13 protein-coding genes and 1 tRNA gene are annotated in these 17559 nt (G+C 41.8%); 7 read left to right on the top strand and 7 right to left on the bottom strand.

Annotated elements, in window-relative coordinates:
- Window positions 1–414: 414 nt before the first annotated feature.
- From AC2SLO_RS10350 to metH, 3 genes are all read right to left on the bottom strand, one after another.
- Window positions 415–1500, bottom strand: a complete 1086-nt coding sequence (locus AC2SLO_RS10350) for a hypothetical protein (RefSeq protein WP_486543453.1) — start codon at window positions 1498–1500, stop codon at window positions 415–417.
- On the bottom strand, window positions 1493–2503 hold the full coding sequence (locus AC2SLO_RS10345; protein ID WP_486543452.1) for a nucleoid-associated protein: 1011 nt from the start codon (window positions 2501–2503) through the stop codon (window positions 1493–1495). Before AC2SLO_RS10345 ends, AC2SLO_RS10350 begins: the two co-directional genes overlap by 8 nt.
- Before the next feature lie 633 nt (window positions 2504–3136).
- Window positions 3137–6964: a methionine synthase gene (metH, locus tag AC2SLO_RS10340; RefSeq protein WP_486543451.1), complete on the bottom strand. Its 3828-nt coding sequence runs from the start codon at window positions 6962–6964 to the stop codon at window positions 3137–3139.
- 191 nt (window positions 6965–7155) lie between these two features.
- Between metH and AC2SLO_RS10335 the strand changes: the two genes are divergently transcribed.
- Window positions 7156–7839: a fasciclin domain-containing protein gene (locus AC2SLO_RS10335; protein ID WP_486543450.1), complete on the top strand. Its 684-nt coding sequence runs from the start codon at window positions 7156–7158 to the stop codon at window positions 7837–7839.
- 122 nt (window positions 7840–7961) lie between these two features.
- Here AC2SLO_RS10335 and AC2SLO_RS10330 read toward each other — a convergent pair whose 3' ends face one another.
- Window positions 7962–9509 (bottom strand): alanine/glycine:cation symporter family protein, encoded by a 1548-nt coding sequence (locus AC2SLO_RS10330; protein ID WP_486543449.1) that lies wholly within the window; start codon window positions 9507–9509, stop codon window positions 7962–7964.
- 558 nt (window positions 9510–10067) lie between these two features.
- On the opposite strand from AC2SLO_RS10330, the gene AC2SLO_RS10325 reads away from it, so the two are divergent.
- The 3 genes from AC2SLO_RS10325 (at window position 10068) to AC2SLO_RS10315 (ending at window position 12655) form a co-directional block, all read left to right on the top strand.
- A complete protein-coding gene (locus AC2SLO_RS10325) occupies window positions 10068–10679 on the top strand; it encodes a LemA family protein (RefSeq protein WP_486543448.1) in 612 nt (203 codons plus the stop codon).
- 129 nt (window positions 10680–10808) lie between these two features.
- Window positions 10809–12023, top strand: a complete 1215-nt coding sequence (locus tag AC2SLO_RS10320; protein ID WP_486543447.1) for a TPM domain-containing protein — start codon at window positions 10809–10811, stop codon at window positions 12021–12023.
- Window positions 12024–12079: 56 nt separating this feature from the next.
- A complete protein-coding gene (locus AC2SLO_RS10315) occupies window positions 12080–12655 on the top strand; it encodes a TPM domain-containing protein (RefSeq protein ID WP_486543446.1) in 576 nt (191 codons plus the stop codon).
- A gap of 197 nt (window positions 12656–12852) precedes the next feature.
- On the opposite strand, the gene AC2SLO_RS10310 is transcribed toward AC2SLO_RS10315, so the two are convergent.
- Both AC2SLO_RS10310 and AC2SLO_RS10305 read right to left on the bottom strand, forming a co-directional pair.
- Window positions 12853–13788, bottom strand: coding sequence for an IS256 family transposase, variant Zn-binding type (locus AC2SLO_RS10310; protein ID WP_495637102.1), 936 nt, complete (start codon window positions 13786–13788; stop codon window positions 12853–12855).
- A 65-nt stretch (window positions 13789–13853) separates the two neighbouring features.
- The gene (locus tag AC2SLO_RS10305) at window positions 13854–14621 is read right to left on the bottom strand and encodes an NAD-dependent deacylase (RefSeq protein WP_486543782.1); all 768 of its coding nucleotides are present in this window, start codon (window positions 14619–14621) and stop codon (window positions 13854–13856) included.
- A gap of 113 nt (window positions 14622–14734) precedes the next feature.
- Between AC2SLO_RS10305 and AC2SLO_RS10300 the strand changes: the two genes are divergently transcribed.
- Together AC2SLO_RS10300 and AC2SLO_RS10295 are read left to right on the top strand one after the other, a co-directional pair.
- A complete protein-coding gene (locus tag AC2SLO_RS10300) occupies window positions 14735–15172 on the top strand; it encodes a hypothetical protein (RefSeq protein ID WP_486543783.1) in 438 nt (145 codons plus the stop codon).
- 249 nt (window positions 15173–15421) lie between these two features.
- The gene (locus tag AC2SLO_RS10295) at window positions 15422–16330 is read left to right on the top strand and encodes a hypothetical protein (protein ID WP_486543784.1); all 909 of its coding nucleotides are present in this window, start codon (window positions 15422–15424) and stop codon (window positions 16328–16330) included.
- 32 nt (window positions 16331–16362) lie between these two features.
- On the opposite strand, the gene AC2SLO_RS10290 is transcribed toward AC2SLO_RS10295, so the two are convergent.
- Window positions 16363–16439: transfer RNA gene (locus AC2SLO_RS10290), tRNA-Arg, on the bottom strand.
- 409 nt (window positions 16440–16848) lie between these two features.
- Here AC2SLO_RS10290 and AC2SLO_RS10285 point away from each other — a divergent pair.
- Window positions 16849–17487: a c-type cytochrome gene (locus AC2SLO_RS10285; protein WP_486543785.1), complete on the top strand. Its 639-nt coding sequence runs from the start codon at window positions 16849–16851 to the stop codon at window positions 17485–17487.
- The last annotated feature ends 72 nt before the right edge of the window (window positions 17488–17559 follow it).

The raw sequence follows: 17559 nt of genomic DNA, 5'->3' as shown, positions 1-17559 counted from the left end.
TACTATTAGGGCTAAATCATAGCAAAGGCAAAGTTTGCGCTTTGTAAAATTTATTTGTAGGGCGCACGGGGCACACCAATTAATTAATGCCAAGTTTAATGGATTAATTACATTACAACCCTGTTAAGTATGGATTGGTAGATAATGTGGCAGATTGGCAGTATTCAAGTTTTCATGGGTTGGTAAAAGAGGGCAGTTATCCAGCGGATTGGGGGAGTCGTGAGGTTTATTTCCTTGATGGTTTTGCCTTAGGTCCAGAGTAGGCTGTGGTAGGGTAAGTCTTGCGCACTATTTAAATTATGATTGTGCGCAGGGCATACCCTACTGGGACTTAACAAAAAACAAAGCATATTTAGAAAAAAGGCAGCATTGGTTGATAAATTTGAAGATGTAGGTGGTCAGTTGTAATGGAGGTTATTTTAGAGCAAACAGAAATAAGAAAATTAAGAGTATGGTAAAAAGGCTATTAAATATTTGATATGCATTAATAATATCTTTCATTCTAACAATATCTTTGTTCAAGCTTTTCTTCTTATTTCCTAGTTTTTGAGGATTAATACCAGATTGAGATACGATATTGGCAATCTTATGAGTAACACTTGTTTCTAATTTATCGATATTTGAATACGTTTTAGATGTTATAAAGTAGTTAAATATAGACCATGAAATAATAGTAAGTATTGCAATACTTAATAAAATATTATTGTCATCAAATTTAGATAGGAGATAAATATAAACGCCAAACTGTAAAGGGATTGACATTATCTTATTATGAAAACTTGATGTTAAGTCCTGTAACTCTTTAACGTTTTTATCTAAATCCTTATCAAACTTAGATTTAAACTCATCAAATGAGAAGTTATGTTCATATAAGCTCAAGTTATTTCTGGCATTATCAATCAGAAAATCAAAATTTATCAAGATTGTATATAAATCTTTTTTAGGGTTATCTGATAAGTATTTTGCTAGCGAATCTTTAAAAAAATTAGGAAAGTTTTCGGTCTTTAATAGGCGTTCTAAATTATTAAAGTCCAAATTATGTTTAGTGTTGTAGTAAATAGTTCTGCTATCATCAGTATTATAAGAAATTTTAATTTTCCCATAAGTACTTGATAATAGATAAAAGTTCTTATATGCAACATCATCAAAATCTATAATATTAAAATCTCTTAGCAATTCCTTTAATTTTTGGAAGTATTTAATATTATTAAGTAAAACATTATTAGATGCTCTGGTTTTTAAGAATATATAATGCTTGTAAGGATCAATATCCTCAATAAATTTAAGGGCATCTGAAAGACTTTTATATATAGCTATTGTTTTATTGTTTAAAAAGATTCTTAGATGGCCTGATTCCACATGATACTTAATTTTGTGTGCATCAAGAATACTCTTATCAATTAAAAATTCATTACTTATTAAAAGTTCTCTTGCGTTTCCTGAAATGTCATGTCTAAGATTATCATTTAGCATACTTATGAGGTTAGCGATATTATTCATCGTCTTCATCACCCCCATATTTTTGTTTATTAATACTAGTTACTAATTTTTTAGATTTAATTATTATTGTTTCATTATCGTTTAATACTTGAATATCTTGAGCATTAAATTTGTCATAGTTTGCTTGTAGCTTTATCCCATCGCCTTCAGCTGTAATTTTGTAGAACTTATTTAAAGCATTTCCTCGTAACTTAAATTCGTGGCTAATTTCAATACCTTCATCTTCGCAATAGTTTATAATTTTTTCAGAATCTCCAAAGACATAGTCACTTAAGCTTCGGATATTGATCAATCGATTAGGCTGGTCTTTAGCATAGTTATAAATTTTCCGTTTCACTTCATCTCTATCTTCTTCTTCCTCTAAGTCTATATCATTAATTATTTCAAATAAGTTCTTAGCATCAATATCTTCTGAAATAGGGTTGGTTACACCAATCCAATTAGTAAAATAATCAGAGATTTTAGTGTTACCTTTAGCGAGTTGTAAATATCTTGAATCATTCTTATCTAAAAGATTGGTCAAGTTGATTCTAGCACCCATAGCAAAGTGCTTAACATCAAGATATCGAACTAGCTCTACCTCCCAACTATTATTAGGATCTTGAAACTCAAGGTTTGCTCCACTAGTTTTACGAACGAAAAATACACCAAGGTAATTATAGTTTGATTTACTGTAAAGCGTAAAAACTAGATAGCCACCTTTGGCGCTAGTTAAGTTTAATAACTGTTGATGCAAGTTCGAACAAAGAATTTTAGATATATTTATTAAGTCTATACTTTTAAAATCTCTTATAGTAGCTTTAAAACCATTAGAATCTTCTGAGAAAATAGCTCTATGAATAGTCCGAGCTGAAAATGCGTCATTTAGGTTATTCACTATGTCAACAATTTGCTTATTGGTAGTATCCAAATAAGTTTCACTTATTCTCAAAGTAACATTTTCAGAACCAGTGAGACCTTCCTTTTTTTCAATCTGATGAACCACAACACTTTGAATTTTCATATATTTTGTTTCCTAATTTATATTTATTAAGTGAATAATACCTCATCATAATATTATTAAACTAGTTTATAATCAAAACTAAACGATTGGTTTGAGTTTGTTTAGCAAGTGTTAGTTGTAAAGATGAATTAAATATAAATTGGTATAGACTCTAAATCTTAGGTTAATATATTGCATTATCGAAGTATATAGTAGAAATGCTGAGAGCGACGTTCGCTGTCGTTTTTTGCTTTAAGAAACTGTATAGTTAACCTTTAAGAATTATATTATGTGAAAGAGATAGATCTAAGATATTGATTTCATTAAATATATTTTTATTAAGACTAGATTTTTTAAGGTTCTTTATATTTTATTAAGTTAAGTATATTGAGTTTTATAATCTTAAAGATAGCCAAACCCAAACCACAATAAATACCAGCAAGAACTCGATGTCACCGCTAGCCCTGATAGTAGCGGGTATACTTGGTACAGCACAGGGTTGCGGACGCTTAGCAAGGGGCGTTATCGCTGAGTCAGGAACAACCCTTACTATTAGCGACCGCTCCTGTGCAAGCCAAGATACAAGCGGATAGCAGGATCAGCTACAAAAGCCAATCCCGCTTCAAAAACATGATTGAAAATTCTAACCAACGCCTAAGCCAAATTCGGATTTAACCACTTCTCAGCCGTCTTCATATCCCAATCTTTACGTTTGGCATAGTCCTCTAACTGATCACGGTCAATTTTACCGACATTGAAATACACACTTTCAGGATGTGAGTAATAGAAGCCACTGACCGAAGACGCTGGCCACATCGCATAGCTTTCAGTTAGATAAGTGCCGATGGCGTTTTGGGTGTCAAGCCAATCAAATAGCTTGCCCTTTTCGGTGTGTTCAGGGCAGGCAGGATAGCCGGGGGCAGGGCGGATACCGACGTACTTCTCTTTAATCAGCTCCTCATTGGTCAGATGTTCTTCTGGCTGATAGCCCCAATATTGGGTACGAATCAATTCATGCAGATGCTCAGCAAAGGCTTCGGCAAGGCGGTCACATAAAGCTTGAACCATAATGGCATTGTAGTCGTCACCCGCTTCTTTAAAGCTGTCAGATAGCTCTTGAGCACCTTCAATAGAGACGGTAAATCCACCCAAATAGTCGGTGTGATCGTCCAAAGGAGAGATAAAGTCTGCCAAGCTAAAGTTCGGTTTACCGCTTGCTTTGTCAGACTGCTGGCGTAAGTGCTCGAACACATGAGTTGGCTTACCACCCTCAGCAATGGGCTTATCATACACGGTCACTGTATCAGGTGCGGTACGCTTGGCTGGCATGATTTTAAACACGCCTTTTGCAGTGACCAAGCCTTCATCAATAAAGCGTTGCAGTAACTCTTTGGCATTGCCAAATAGATCTTTGGCCTCGGCGCCGACGACATCATCGTCAAAGATTTTGGGATATTTACCGACCAAGCCCCATGATATAAAGAAGGGCGTCCAGTCGATATAAGACAGTAGGTTGACGATAGGGTAGTCGTCTAGGATGACTTGCCCCTGCTGGTTTGGTGTGGGCGGCGTGTAGTCTGCCCAGTCAAACTGAAAGCCTTGTTCAATCGCTTCGGCATAGCTTAATTTAGCCGCTTTAGGTTTGCGGTTTGCCAGACGTTGACGTACTTTCTCGTACTCTTCACGGGTCTCTTTAATCAGATCGACTCGGTGTTCTTTTGACAGCAGTTTGGTGACGACGCCGACAGAGCGTGAAGCATCAGTGACGTAAATTACCGCATCATTTTGATAATGGGGTTCGATTTTTACCGCGGTATGCGCTTTAGAAGTGGTAGCGCCACCAATCATTAGCGGTAGGGTCATGCCACGTTCTTGCATTTGTTTGGCGACATACACCATTTCATCAAGGCTTGGGGTAATCAGCCCAGATAAACCAATGATATCGGCTTTTTCCGCAATAGCCGTATCGAGGATTTTATCACAAGGTACCATCACCCCAAGGTCGACAACGTCATAGCCGTTACAGCCAAGTACCACGCCAACGATGTTTTTTCCGATATCGTGTACGTCGCCTTTGACGGTCGCCATGACCACCTTACCTTTGACCTCACCTTCCACTTTTTCAGCTTCGATATAGGGATTTAACACCGCCACCGAGCGTTTCATAACACGGGCGGATTTGACAACTTGTGGTAGGAACATTTTACCGGCACCAAATAAGTCGCCGACCACGTTCATGCCGTCCATCAAGGGCCCTTCGATGACCTCTAACGGTTTGGCATATTTTTGTCGGGCTTCTTCCGTGTCTTCATCAATATAGGTAGTGATACCTTTGACTAAGGCATGCTCGATACGTTTTTCAACTGACTGCTCACGCCACGATAAGTCAACGGTGCCATCATTCTTTTTGCCGCCAGCCACGTAGCCTTCGGCGACGGTCATTAAGCGTTCAGTGGCATCTTGTCCGCTGTCACCTTGATTGCGGTTGAGCATCACATCTTCGATGGCATCACGGGCTTCTTTTGGTATTTCGTCATACACCTCTAACATGGCAGGGTTGACGATACCCATGGTAAGGCCTGCCTTAATGGCGTGATATAAGAACACAGCATTAATGGCTTCACGAATTGGGTTGCCTCGGAAGCTGAATGATACGTTAGATACACCCCCTGATACCATCGCATTAGGGAGGTTATCCGTGATCCATTTGGTGGCATTAATAAAGTCAGCACCGTAGTTGTTATGCTCAACGATACCCGTTGCGACCGCAAAGATATTAGGGTCAAAAATAATGTCTTCAGATGGGAAGCCAACTTCATCGACTAAAATGTCATAACTGCGCTTACAAATATCGATTTTGCGCTCATACGTATCGGCCTGACCCTCTTCATCAAACGCCATAACAATAACCGCAGCACCATAGCGCATACATAGCTTGGCACGTTCGACAAACTCTTCATACCCTTCTTTTAACGAGATTGAGTTGACGACCGCTTTACCCTGAGTACGTTTTAAGCCCTCCTCGATGATGTCCCATTTTGAGGAGTCAATCATCAGTGGCACACGGCTAATATCAGGCTCGCCTGCGACTAAATTTAAGAAGTGAATCATCGCTCCTTTGGAGTCGAGCATGCCCTCATCCATGTTGATATCGACGATTTGCGCACCGCCTTCCACTTGGTTTAAAGCGACTTCTAGAGCCTCGGTAAATTCGCCTGTTTTAATCAAGCGTAAAAACTTTTTAGAACCTGTCACGTTGGTACGCTCGCCAACGTTAACAAACAAGCTGTCTTGATTAATGGTAAAGGGCTCTAATCCAGACAAACGGCAGGCTGGGGGAATGGTTGGGATTTCACGCGGCTTATACTGCTGCATCACATCATGAATGGCTTTGATATGCTCAGGGCGAGTACCGCAGCAGCCCCCCACGATATTAAGCAGTCCTGATTTACCAAAGCCATCGAGTAGGGCAGCGGTTTCTTCTGGCGTCTCATCATATTCACCAAATTCGTTCGGCAGGCCCGCATTGGGGTGAGCAGAGACATAAGTGTCGGCAATATCCGATAAGGTTTGGATATGTGGCTTGAGGGCATCGGCACCTAAGGCACAGTTAAAACCCACCGATAAAGGCTTGGCATGGCGAATAGAGTTATAAAACGCTTCAGCAGTCTGCCCTGATAGTGTACGCCCAGAGGCATCGGTAATGGTACCCGATATCATAATCGGCAACTCAAATCCGATGGTTTCAAAAACGCCTGTCACTGCAAATATAGCGGCCTTGGCGTTGAGTGTATCGAAAATGGTCTCGATTAAAACCAAATCAATACCGCCTTCAATTAGGGCGTATAACGCTTCAGTATAGTTATCGACCAGTTCATCAAAGGTCACATTTCGATAGGCAGGGTCATTGACATCAGGGGAGAGTGAGCAGGTACGCGATGTTGGACCAATAACACCCGCGACAAATCTGGGTTTATCAGGGTTTTCAGCCGTGAATTCATCAGCAACCGAGCGGGCAAGGCGAGCGGCTTCTCGGTTAATCTCTGGTACCAAGTGCTCCATGGCATAATCGGCCATAGAAATCTGGGTAGCATTGAAAGTATTGGTCTCGATAATATCGGCACCAGCAGTCAAATGATCACGGTGAATGCGTTTGATAATATCAGGCTGTGTAAGTACCAATAAATCGTTATTGCCCTGTACATCTTGCTCAATATCAGCAAATCGCTCGCCACGGTAATCCGCCTCTTGTAGCTTAAAGGTTTGGATTTGTGTACCCATTGCGCCATCAAGCATCAAAATACGCTTTGCCAATTGCTCAGTGATACGATCACGAACGGTGAGTTGTTGTTCTTTAAAGGGGAACTCTGATGGGGGCACTAGATTAAAATTATCAGGATTGTGTTCTTTTTTCTCAGGTGCGTCTGAGTTGGCATTTTGGGTATTGGGCTTTTCGTTATGTTCGGGGTGTGAGCAATTCATGGGTTATATTTCTTATAGAAAAATTGGAGAAAAGTGGGTTAGATTGTAGGTGATTAGATGCTATATTAGCAAATCAGGTGAGCGTTCAAATCGTACGCTTGGGTCACTATCGCTCTATATAAGTCTGAGCAATTCTAAGCAATAATGTGCCACGCCTTATTAATCATCAGAATGGACACAGGATATTTGTTATGACAAAAAGTGCTAAAGGACTGTCACTGTTAGCAATGGCAATGACCTCATTGCTATCGGCAGGGTGTCAAAGTGCGCCGCAAGCAGCCGATAATAACACCCAATCAGTGTTGACGAGTACCAATACTCAAACGACCACAACGCCACAAACTACGGCCAATCAAGGGATAGCGCGAGGCGGTGCGACTCATATTGTTAGTAATAAATCAACAGGCCAATCGGCTACAGCGGTCAATACGCAATACGCGTCAATGAGTGCACTGGATATGGCACGGATGGATCCAAATTTATCTATTTTGGTAGAAGCGGTTGAGGCGTCTGGTATCGCAGGTATGCTAAGATTTGCTGGCAATGATTATACCATCTTTGCGCCAAGCAATGCGGCGTTCGAGGAGCTGTTCAGCGAGACCACCTTGACCAAGCAGAAGCTATTAGCCGATAAGTCTCTCATCCGGTTGCTATTAGCTTATCACGTGATTAAGACCAACGATCCACTACTGGCCTCACAATTACCCAAAGGTAAGGTAACAACTTATGGCAAACGAGTTCTAACGGTGACCCAACAAGGCAATTTACTTGATGGTAAAGGACGTACCGCGCATATTATTTATCCCAATGTGATGACTAAAAACGGCTCGGTGCATGTGATTGATAAGGTGATGTTCCCACCTAATCCTTCTTGATTCCAAACGGTCTAGTTCTCTTAAATTAGGGCAGGATTGCTCTACCATTATTAATCATGACGCACAAAAAAACCGATAGCCTAAGCTATCGGTTTTTTATAGATATTGAGGTTAGTTAATAACTATTTAACATCAATATCTTTTTTAGCTTTTAAGCTGTCTTGATGACGCTCTTCCCAGTAAGTCGCGCCTTTAATGCCAAACTTAGCAGGATCAAACACAAACCGCTTAGCGGTTGTACCGCCGCCCGCTTTAAGCTGAGCTTCGTAGTCTTTAAGGATATCAAGTGCAGGACGCGCCACGAAGAATACGATGATAATACCAACGATGTTCAACCATGCCATCAGACCAACACCAACGTCGCCAAGGCCCCAGATATAACCTGAGCTGTTCAATGCGCCGTAAGCAACCATAATCATAATGACCACTTTAACGGCAAACAGACCAACTTTACTAATACTACGGCCCATAAATCGGGTTAGGTAAGCAATGTTCACTTCAGCGATGTAGTAGTAAGCCAAGATAGTCGTGAATGCGAAGAAGAATACAGCGATAGCGATGAACGAATCACCGAAGGTACCGTATACTGATTCCATAGCCATCTGAGTGAACGATGGTGAGCTAATAGCAACATCAGCAGCAACGTTTTGCACGATGAATTGACCATCAGGCAGTGTACCCTGAATGTTGTACATGCCAGTTGATAAAATCATGAATGCTGTTGCAGAACAAACCAATAACGTATCAACGTATACTGAGAATGCCTGTACTAAACCCTGCTGTGCAGGATGGTCAACGGCAGCAGCAGCTGCTGCGTGAGGACCTGTACCTTGACCGGCTTCGTTAGAGTAAACACCACGTTTAACACCCCAACCGATAGCTGCACCAAAGCCTGCTTGAGCCGTAAAGGCATCACCAATAATCATACCAAATACTTCAGGTACTTTACTAAAGTTAGTGAACATGATCAGTAGGGCTAGGATAATATAACCCAGTGCCATGAATGGAACAGCATATTCAGTGAAATTTGCAATACGCTTAATACCACCAAAGATAATAAAGCCAAGTACCGCTAGAATGATAACCAAAGCGATTAGACGGGTTGAACCCACGTCCATGCCTAGGAAGTTCATTACTGAGCCTTCACCTGCGACCTGCGCTACAGCGTTAACAACACCGTTGGCCTGTACACCGGGTAAGAAGACACCACAAGCGATAATGGATGAGATGGCAAATAAGATGCCGTACCATTTTTGACCCAATGCTTTTTCGAAGTAGTACGCAGGGCCACCACGGTATTCGCCGGTTAAGGTGTCACGTTCTTTATAAATCTGACCCAGTGTTGATTCTACATAGGCGGTTGATGCGCCCAAGAAGGCCACAATCCACATCCAGAATACAGCGCCAGGGCCACCAAAGCCGATAGCAGCGGCAACACCAGCGATGTTACCCATACCGACACGGCCGGCAAGTGAAACAGCTAGAGCCTGGAATGACGAAATACCATCATTATCTGGCTTGCCTTTAAATAGCAATCTGATCATTTCACCAAATAGGCGAACTTGAACGAAACGGGTTAAAATTGAATAGAATAAACCTGCGCCCAAGCAGAGATAAATAAGCGCAGGGCTCCAAATTATATTGTTTAAAGCGCTAACAATGCCTTCCATAGTGTACTTTCCTGATTTTCAGTAATACTGAATCGGTTTACCTGTTGTTTTGTGTCACTAAATACATGTCACTTAAAATCTTAGGCTGTGTACAGTGCTTATTTAATTAATGGGTAGGCATGCAAGCAAATCTGACCGCGACAATTAAATAAGTACAAACACCTGAACAGACTTTACGAGAGTTCAACTGTAATGCAGCTTAGTTAAATGTTACACAATCGTATGTCTTAGTAACTGCAATTTGCCACAAAAAAAGATAAATTGCTAGATTATTTTTTATGATTTTTTTAATTATCAATCCTAAGGCAGGGGTAATTGCAGCCCATTTATCACAAAATTTAGTTAAATTATTATTGTTATTCTGGTTGTAATTAGGTAACAATAAATTGTATTAATTATGCTTTAGCCTCATACACCAGTACAATTGCAGACATTCAGCATTTAATTTTAATCACTCTAAATTTGTTGACTTGTGGCGCCTATGGTCTTTGTTATTAGCAGTTAAAAATAGGCGTAATTGTATAGTCATATTTTTTATGAACCTTGGAGCACATATCTATGTCACGCAAATCAATAGCGAAACCTATTTTATTATCGATGGTTTTAGCGACCTCAACAGTCGGTTTATCAGGCTGCGGTTACAACAACCTACAAGCTCAAGATGAGCAAGTGACCGCTGCTTGGTCAGAGGTCGTGAACCAATATCAGCGCCGTGACGATTTGGTACCAAACTTAGTACAGGTTGTGAAGCAGTATGCTCAGCAAGAGCAAGATGTGTTCACTCAAGTGGCAGAAGCACGCTCAAGAGCGGGCAGCATTCAGCTAACGCCTGAGGTGTTAAATGACCCAGAAGCGATGGAGAACTATCAAGCAGCGCAGGCTGAAATGACCGGTGCTTTATCTCGCTTAATGGCAGTCTCTGAGCGTTATCCTGAACTTAAATCAGACCGTTTGTTCCAAGATTTACAAGCGCAGTTAGAGGGTACTGAAAATCGTATTGCTGTGGCGCGTAACCGTTATATTCAAGAAGTGCAGAGCTATAACACTTCGGTACGCCAGTTCCCAACAAATATTACTGCCAAAGTATTCGGTCTAGATCCGAAGCCAAACTTTAGCGTTGAGAACGAAGATAAGATTTCAACGGCGCCAGAAGTTAACTTTGGTGACTAGTTTTTTAACACCAACAACTTAACGACGCTAACCGTGATGGATTAATTAGCCTAGTATGTTCGCCTTAACAGTTCAGGTTAAGGCGACCTTTATTTCATAAGTGAATCAGAATAAGTGGTGATGATGCACATGCAAAACTTAAAACGTAGCTTGTCAGCAGTTTCGATAATAGGGGCTAGTCTTTTAGCCATGCCTATAAGCTTTGCGGCTACCGACGAGGCCAGCAGTGTAGCATCCACTCAGTCAGCGCAGCGCTTTACCGACTCGAGCGTTGAAGATATGGTAGCGATTGCCAAAGCCGGACAGCAAAATGAAGCGATTAACGATGCGGTCTTAGGTGATGCGGTCTTAGGTAATGAGGCAATTCGTGATAATTTACCGAATATTGGTGAAGCCAGTGCCGATGATGAAGCACAGAACGGCCAATCTCAAACCGGTTCAGTTGCTAGCGCACAGCCACGTCAATCTACGGCGGAAGCGGTTGAATCAGATAAGCTTATATTAAATTCGCCCGTGGTAGACCAAGCCAATGTATTAACCCCACAAGAAAAGCAAATGCTTAGCCAAAGGCTGCGTCATATTTATGACCAAGGCTTGGCACAGGCAGCACTGGTATTGGTACCAAGTACCAATGGTATGGATATTTTCCAGTATAGCTTAGAGGTTGCTGAGCGTTGGGAGCTAGGTGAGGCGGATACCGATGATGGTTTGCTCATTTTAGTCGCCGTGAATGACCGCAATATGTATATTCTCTCAGGTTACGGCCTAGAGGGCGTGCTACCTGATGCGGTATTAAACCGTATTATCGATACCGAAATTATGCCGTCATTCAAGCAAGGCGATTACGCCGGCGGCTTAATTAAAGGTATCAATCGTATTGAGGAGCGTTTGGTCGCTGACCCTGATATCCTTGCTCAGTCTGATGCCGCTGCTGAGAAACGTAGCCAAAATCAGTCGGCCGATGCAGAAGCACCGTCACTGTTCGGAACTTTCTTAATTGCGCTAATTTTTGGTATGTTTATCACGGCGGTGCTTGGGCGTATCTTAGGCTCTCTAGTTGCGACCGGTGGTTTTGTTTTATTATCACTTGGTAGCGGTGGCAGCTTTATTATGACGCTGTTCATGGCAGTATTCTTGTGGCTGTTCCTTATCTCACGCGGCGGTGGCGGCGGTAAAGGTAAGGGCGGCGGCCGTGGTGGACGTCGTGGCGGTGTTGTCTTCTTCCCTGGTGGAGGCTTTGGAGGCGGTGGAGGCGGCGGCTTCGGTGGTGGTGGATTTGGCGGCGGCGGCTTCGGCGGTGGGGGCGGCGGCTTCGGTGGCGGCGGCGCTGGCGGCTCTTGGTAGACGGTTGATAGTGGGCTGATCTTTAATATAAGTATACGGTTTGAGGTAAGATATCTATGCAACACCAAGCGAAGCCTGACATGATACCTGAGCATCCAAACACTGCCGAGGGTCATACCAATAGCAGCCAGCCTAGCTTTGCTAGATTGTGGCGTCAGGCTATTTTTATTCCTATTTTGCACAATCGTTGGCTAAACGATGCAGTGACCGACCGCTTGACTCAAAGGGTTACTGAGGCCGAGAAGGGGCATCGCGGTGAAGTATTCTTAGTGATTGAGAACCATCTGCCGATTAATATTGCTTACCATGTGGGCAGCCGTGAGCGGGCGATTGATTTATTCAGTACCTACCGTGTTTGGGATACCGAAGAGAATACCGGCGTACTTGTCTATGTCAACGTTTGCGAACATACGCTTGAGATTGTCGCTGACCGCGGTATTAACTCACACGTCAGCCATACTGTTTGGCGTGCTATGTGTGATAAAGCCTTAGCTGGCATGTCAAAAGGTAAAATGGAGCAAAGCTTGTCAGATTTATTAGATGAAATTGGACAATTGCTGCGTCAACATTATTATCTGGAGCATGATCCAGAAGGTAACGAGCTGTCTGATACGGTGGTATTTTTAAAATAGCGCACTCATATTCTTATTGATCAAATATAAGTCAATAAAAAAGCCAAACTTTAAGAGTTTGGCTTTTTTATTATAGACTTAAGCATGTATTTAGTAGTTAGTAGTCTGCTACAGACAATAGACTTAGTTAATTGAGGTGTAATGGACAAAATTCAGGCTAAAAACGAGCGGTTAGTCTCTAATGGACAAAATTCAGGCTACCCTTCAGAGTATGTCATTAAAAAGTTGTTAATAAACTTAAGCTTACGTTGTTTATTGAGCCCATTATGACTGCTTAATTGGCGTTTTAACTCGCTAAACAAACCTTCTAGAGAATTAGTTGTATTTGGAATGTTTAAGTCATCTAATTCTCTATAAGTGAATAACCAATCACTATTTACTCGCAAGCTTCTATAGGCACTTCTAAGACGCTTATGGGTGTACCAAGTCTTACCAGTATCTATATTGGTACTACGTTCATTTAAGTAGTCCTCATGAGTCAAATACCAACTATCTAGAGCTTGAATGAAGGTTGTCTTATCATAATCCTTTATATTTAAAGCTAGCTGTCTAAGTGCAATACTTGCGATATTTTGAGGCCTACGAGTTAAGTATCGAGTGATGATCTGTAGCTGATGAAACTGGCACATTTGTATTGGTATATCTTTAAACAAAGCATTAAGACCTCGTCTTCCATCGCAAGTAATGCTAGTGATATCAATGCCTTGTGATTTTATATGCTCTATTCCCAGTTTATACAGAGCGTTGGTCTCATAGTGAATAATACGGTGGTGTAATACCGCTTTGCTTGTATAGTCGAGAAATACCATTAAGCCAAATGTTCTACCAAAGTAGGTCGTGTCTATCACTATGTTGGCACGAGTAGGTAGCTTATTAAGTGACTTTATCTCAATAGTATCTAGTCGCCTTTGTATGGTCTTTATGCTACAGCCATACTTATGAGCAAGTTGTTTATAAGTCTGTTTACCTTGAGTATATTCTTGCCACAAAGTTGTATTATTGAGCCGCCTGCCACCTAAAAACTGCCGATTACAAACAAGGCATTTGTACTGCTGTTTCCCTGATTTATAACCATTCTTTTTCGTGTGTTTTTCACCACAAAAAGGGCAGTTTTTTGATTCATGGCTTTCAATCCTTGCAAATACTTATAGTATATAGCTTTAAAGGGGGTGTCAGCCTGAATTTTGTCCATTATACCTTAATTGATTAGTGAATCAGCCAGTTTGGGTAATAGTTCACCGGCCTTCCCTTCTAATACCACATCAATGAAACTGGACTGTGTGGGATTTAAATTAACCTCAATAATATGTGCGCCGTTTTGCTCGGCCAATTGTGCCAATCCTGCTGCAGGATAGACTAAACTTGAGGTGCCAATACTGATAAACACATCACAAGTCGCTGCGGCCGTCTCCGCATATTGCCATGCACCTTGCGGCAACATCTCTCCAAACCACACAATATCAGGACGAATATAACCATCACACTGCGGGCAATGTAATAACTGCTGCTGCGTATAGTCGATGGCCTCGTTATACGCCGCCGCACACTGACTGCATTTATTTTCCCATAGATGGCCATGCAAATGCGTCGCCATACTGCCAGCTTGCTCGTGCAAATCATCAACATTTTGGGTAATAAGGCTCAGCGTTTTACCTTGCTTATCTGCCCATTGCTGCAGCTGCGTTAATGCATGGTGAGCAGGGTTTGGCTGTTTGTCTTTGACCAAGCCGCGTCGCCATTGATACCAAGACCAAACCATCTTTGGATCACGCTCAAACGCATCAATACTTGCCAAATCCTCAGCACGATAATTCTCCCAAAGCCCTGTTTGCTTATCCCGAAAAGTAGGAATGTCGCTTTCAGCTGAGATGCCAGCACCGGTCAAGATACAGATATGTTCAGCATCTTTAAGTAGCTCAATAGCCTGAGTCATGGCAGAGTCTAAAGCATTTAAATCAGTCATCATGCATTGTCCAATACTTGTTATTTGCAAAGTGTCTTATTGATTAAACAGACGTAATCTCTCTATCAGTATTATAGATTATGTATCATAATACAATATCAAGCCTAGGAGGATATATGAATCAGACGATAAGTGGCACCGTGCTGCTGGCAGCGGTTGTGTTGTGTGTACTGGTATTATTTATGATTGGTTTTATCAAAAAGCCAAAGGTAGCAGATGCCAAAAAAGGTAGCAAGCCATCAAGACTGGGTAAAGGACGTAATGCAACCGACACAGCAAAGCCGAAGTTCAACAGTAAGCCTGGCGCCTTTAGTGGTAAACCAAACAGTCAAATTAGTAAGCTTAAAGAGTGTATCTCAAAGCACTTTCCTGACTTTACGGCTATTGCACGCGAGAATCATTTGATATTAGAGCGCAATGCCAGAAAAGTAGCCATGCTCACTTTGGATACCAATGCCGCTCTGGGTCGACGTCGTCTTGGTGATGTGGCGGTGATTAACTTTCATCAATTACCCAGCGTGGAAGAATTAAGAATCGAGTTAAGCGGTGTATAATAAAAGTATATAAAATAAGTCTTTTATTCAAAATATTTGCACATGCCTTGACTCGCGTGGGTTTGACTTTATAAAAGATGTGTGGCTAGATTCAGGATTAATAATAGAGTGTAATTGTAATTGTTATTGTTAATGGCTCTGTTATGTGTACGTCTTTATATACGCTCTTATTGATGGATTGATGCTGATTGTGACAGCAGGGCGTTTGAAACTCGACTTTTTCTTTATTATCAAACAAATGGATTTATTATGCAGTGGCAAGATGAAACTACTTTTCAGGACGTTAAATCAAGAAATGAGAACAGACCTGATACAGGTTTCTTATCTTGGTCAAATTATATCAAGCAGTACAGAGATGATCCTGCCATGCGTTTTGAGGCCGCACAAGAGTTTTTACCTTGGCCACTAGGATTTAAAGAGTCTATTTTGGCATTACGTGCAATTATCCGTGATAAAAAGAAAGACAATGTCGATTTTGAGCCAGAGCTGCAAGCCCTCTATAAACTAGCGGCTTGGGATTCCTATTGTCCAAAGCAGTCACAGCGAACAGGCGAGACAGGATTTAAAGTCTTCGATACCATTCCAGGTGGTAATGTTGCGAGTCTAGAAATTGATTATGACAAGCTTGGCTATAAGGAGCTTAAGCTGCTTAATAAAACCGATGCGAAGCTTTTAGTACAATATTATGGCGAACCACAGCAGCATACGACTTTAAATCATCTGTATCTAGATAACTGGCAAAAAGCCGAAGATCGATATCTTGAGCAGCAATCCGTACAAGCACCTGATGACTCAAAAGAAGAATCGAATGCTCATGTAAGTGCATCGGTTGAATCTGAGCTAGGTCAGGAGTCTGATTCTGGTTTAAGTAGTGCATCGACCCCTGCACCCGGTCAGCCTGCCAAAGTACTCAGCTATGATTCGAAAAGGCAGCGTTCAGATGATAGCCAGTCAGCAAATAAACAGTATTCTGTAATGGCTGTATCTCAAAAACGAGCAAAGGCGCAGCGAGTGGCTGGATTTGTAAAGCAACTATTGCAAGACAAAGTGCTTAGTAAAGCGGCACGTGGCATTAAGCGCCTATCTTATAAAAAGAAGCTTTGGGCTATTCTTAGTGTGGGCTGTCTGATGGTCGCAAAGAGGGTGGGTGCGAAGTAAAGCATTAATACTTTTATAGAGCCAAGAAATAGTGGTGCGCTTGGCGGGAATCGAACCCACGACCCTCGGCTTCGGAAACCGATACTCTATCCAACTGAGCTACAAGCGCATATAATGAACGGTTAAATCACACGAACCATCCCGTGTAGCTGCCTAGATTTAGATAGACGGTTAGCGATGGTTCAAGCCCGCTAGTCTAGCAAAATCCACCAAAAAAACCAATGCTATTGACTTTAATAAATGGCATAGGCGGCTGTAATTTGATACATTACTGTTTATTAACCGACATAAAATTGCAATAAATAGGTAAAAACAGGTCATTTGTCGTAATAGTCACTATTCAAGCATGGCTTTTAGTCCCTGTTTTCCCCTATAATATCAGGGAAAAGAATTTCCTACTAATTTTATATTGCTAAATTAGAACAATTCAATCAATCATACACGACGGCTTAAGCCTTCTTAGCCATTATTACGCCATAGAAGCCTGGGTACGTCGCTCTAATAAGAGATTGTGACGCATGAAAAAAATCGTGATGTTATCCGCTGCCGCCATCCTTGGTCTATCAAGCATTTCTTTTAGCCAAGCCGAAGACGTCATTGATGCAGCCGCTGAAGGCGATGCTGTAGAACAAATAGCTGCCACAAGTGATGACGCTGCCACCGGCGAGGCAGCCACTGATGAAGATGCTGCTACAGAAGACGGCGCTGAAGACGGTGCCGAAGGTGAAGAGGCTGAAACAGCCGCCGCACCTGCTGCAGAAGAAGAGCCTATTCCACAAGACACGCCGCAAGTTCAGAAGCTTATCGCTTTATACCCTAAGCTGGTTCAGCGTATTCAGCCTTACGGGCAGGTTTGTTTTGACGGCGAAGAGTGTGATATTACATTGACTGCATCTGGCGCTTCAGCTGATGGTGAGCCACGTGATGGTAAAGCAGTTTATGATGCGATTTGTCATACTTGCCATGCCTCTGGTCTATTAGGCGCACCAACAGTGGGTGACGCTGGCGCATGGGGTGCTCGTATCGGTAAAGGTAAAGAGACCTTATATAACCATGCTATTAACGGTTTTAATGCAATGCCTGCAAAAGGTGGTGCTGATATCCCTGATGAAGAAGTACACAACGCTGTTGATTACATGGTAGAGCAATCTAGCTAATCTGACTTTAGCTAACCAAACGCTTTACTTAGTTAATTAGATACTCTCAAAGAAAAGACGCTTACCGCAAGG

This window comes from Psychrobacter sp. CX14, from assembly GCF_057396205.2.
The sequence above is the reverse complement of the archived record's forward strand: the minus strand, read 5'-3'. Positions and strand labels throughout refer to the sequence as shown.

Excerpts from the sequence above, each read along its gene's own strand:
- AC2SLO_RS10325 (WP_486543448.1), top strand. The coding sequence starts at position 10,068 with ATGTCACGCAAATCAATAGCGAAACCTATTTTATTATCGATGGTTTTA.
- AC2SLO_RS10305 (WP_486543782.1), bottom strand. The coding sequence starts at position 14,621 with ATGATGACTGATTTAAATGCTTTAGACTCTGCCATGACTCAGGCTATT.
- AC2SLO_RS10350 (WP_486543453.1), bottom strand. The coding sequence starts at position 1,500 with ATGAATAATATCGCTAACCTCATAAGTATGCTAAATGATAATCTTAGA.
- AC2SLO_RS10345 (WP_486543452.1), bottom strand. The coding sequence starts at position 2,503 with ATGAAAATTCAAAGTGTTGTGGTTCATCAGATTGAAAAAAAGGAAGGT.
- AC2SLO_RS10295 (WP_486543784.1), top strand. The coding sequence starts at position 15,422 with ATGCAGTGGCAAGATGAAACTACTTTTCAGGACGTTAAATCAAGAAAT.
- AC2SLO_RS10315 (WP_486543446.1), top strand. The coding sequence starts at position 12,080 with ATGCAACACCAAGCGAAGCCTGACATGATACCTGAGCATCCAAACACT.
- AC2SLO_RS10285 (WP_486543785.1), top strand. The coding sequence starts at position 16,849 with ATGAAAAAAATCGTGATGTTATCCGCTGCCGCCATCCTTGGTCTATCA.
- metH (WP_486543451.1), bottom strand. The coding sequence starts at position 6,964 with ATGAATTGCTCACACCCCGAACATAACGAAAAGCCCAATACCCAAAAT.
- AC2SLO_RS10335 (WP_486543450.1), top strand. The coding sequence starts at position 7,156 with ATGACAAAAAGTGCTAAAGGACTGTCACTGTTAGCAATGGCAATGACC.
- AC2SLO_RS10300 (WP_486543783.1), top strand. The coding sequence starts at position 14,735 with ATGAATCAGACGATAAGTGGCACCGTGCTGCTGGCAGCGGTTGTGTTG.
- AC2SLO_RS10330 (WP_486543449.1), bottom strand. The coding sequence starts at position 9,509 with ATGGAAGGCATTGTTAGCGCTTTAAACAATATAATTTGGAGCCCTGCG.
- AC2SLO_RS10320 (WP_486543447.1), top strand. The coding sequence starts at position 10,809 with ATGCAAAACTTAAAACGTAGCTTGTCAGCAGTTTCGATAATAGGGGCT.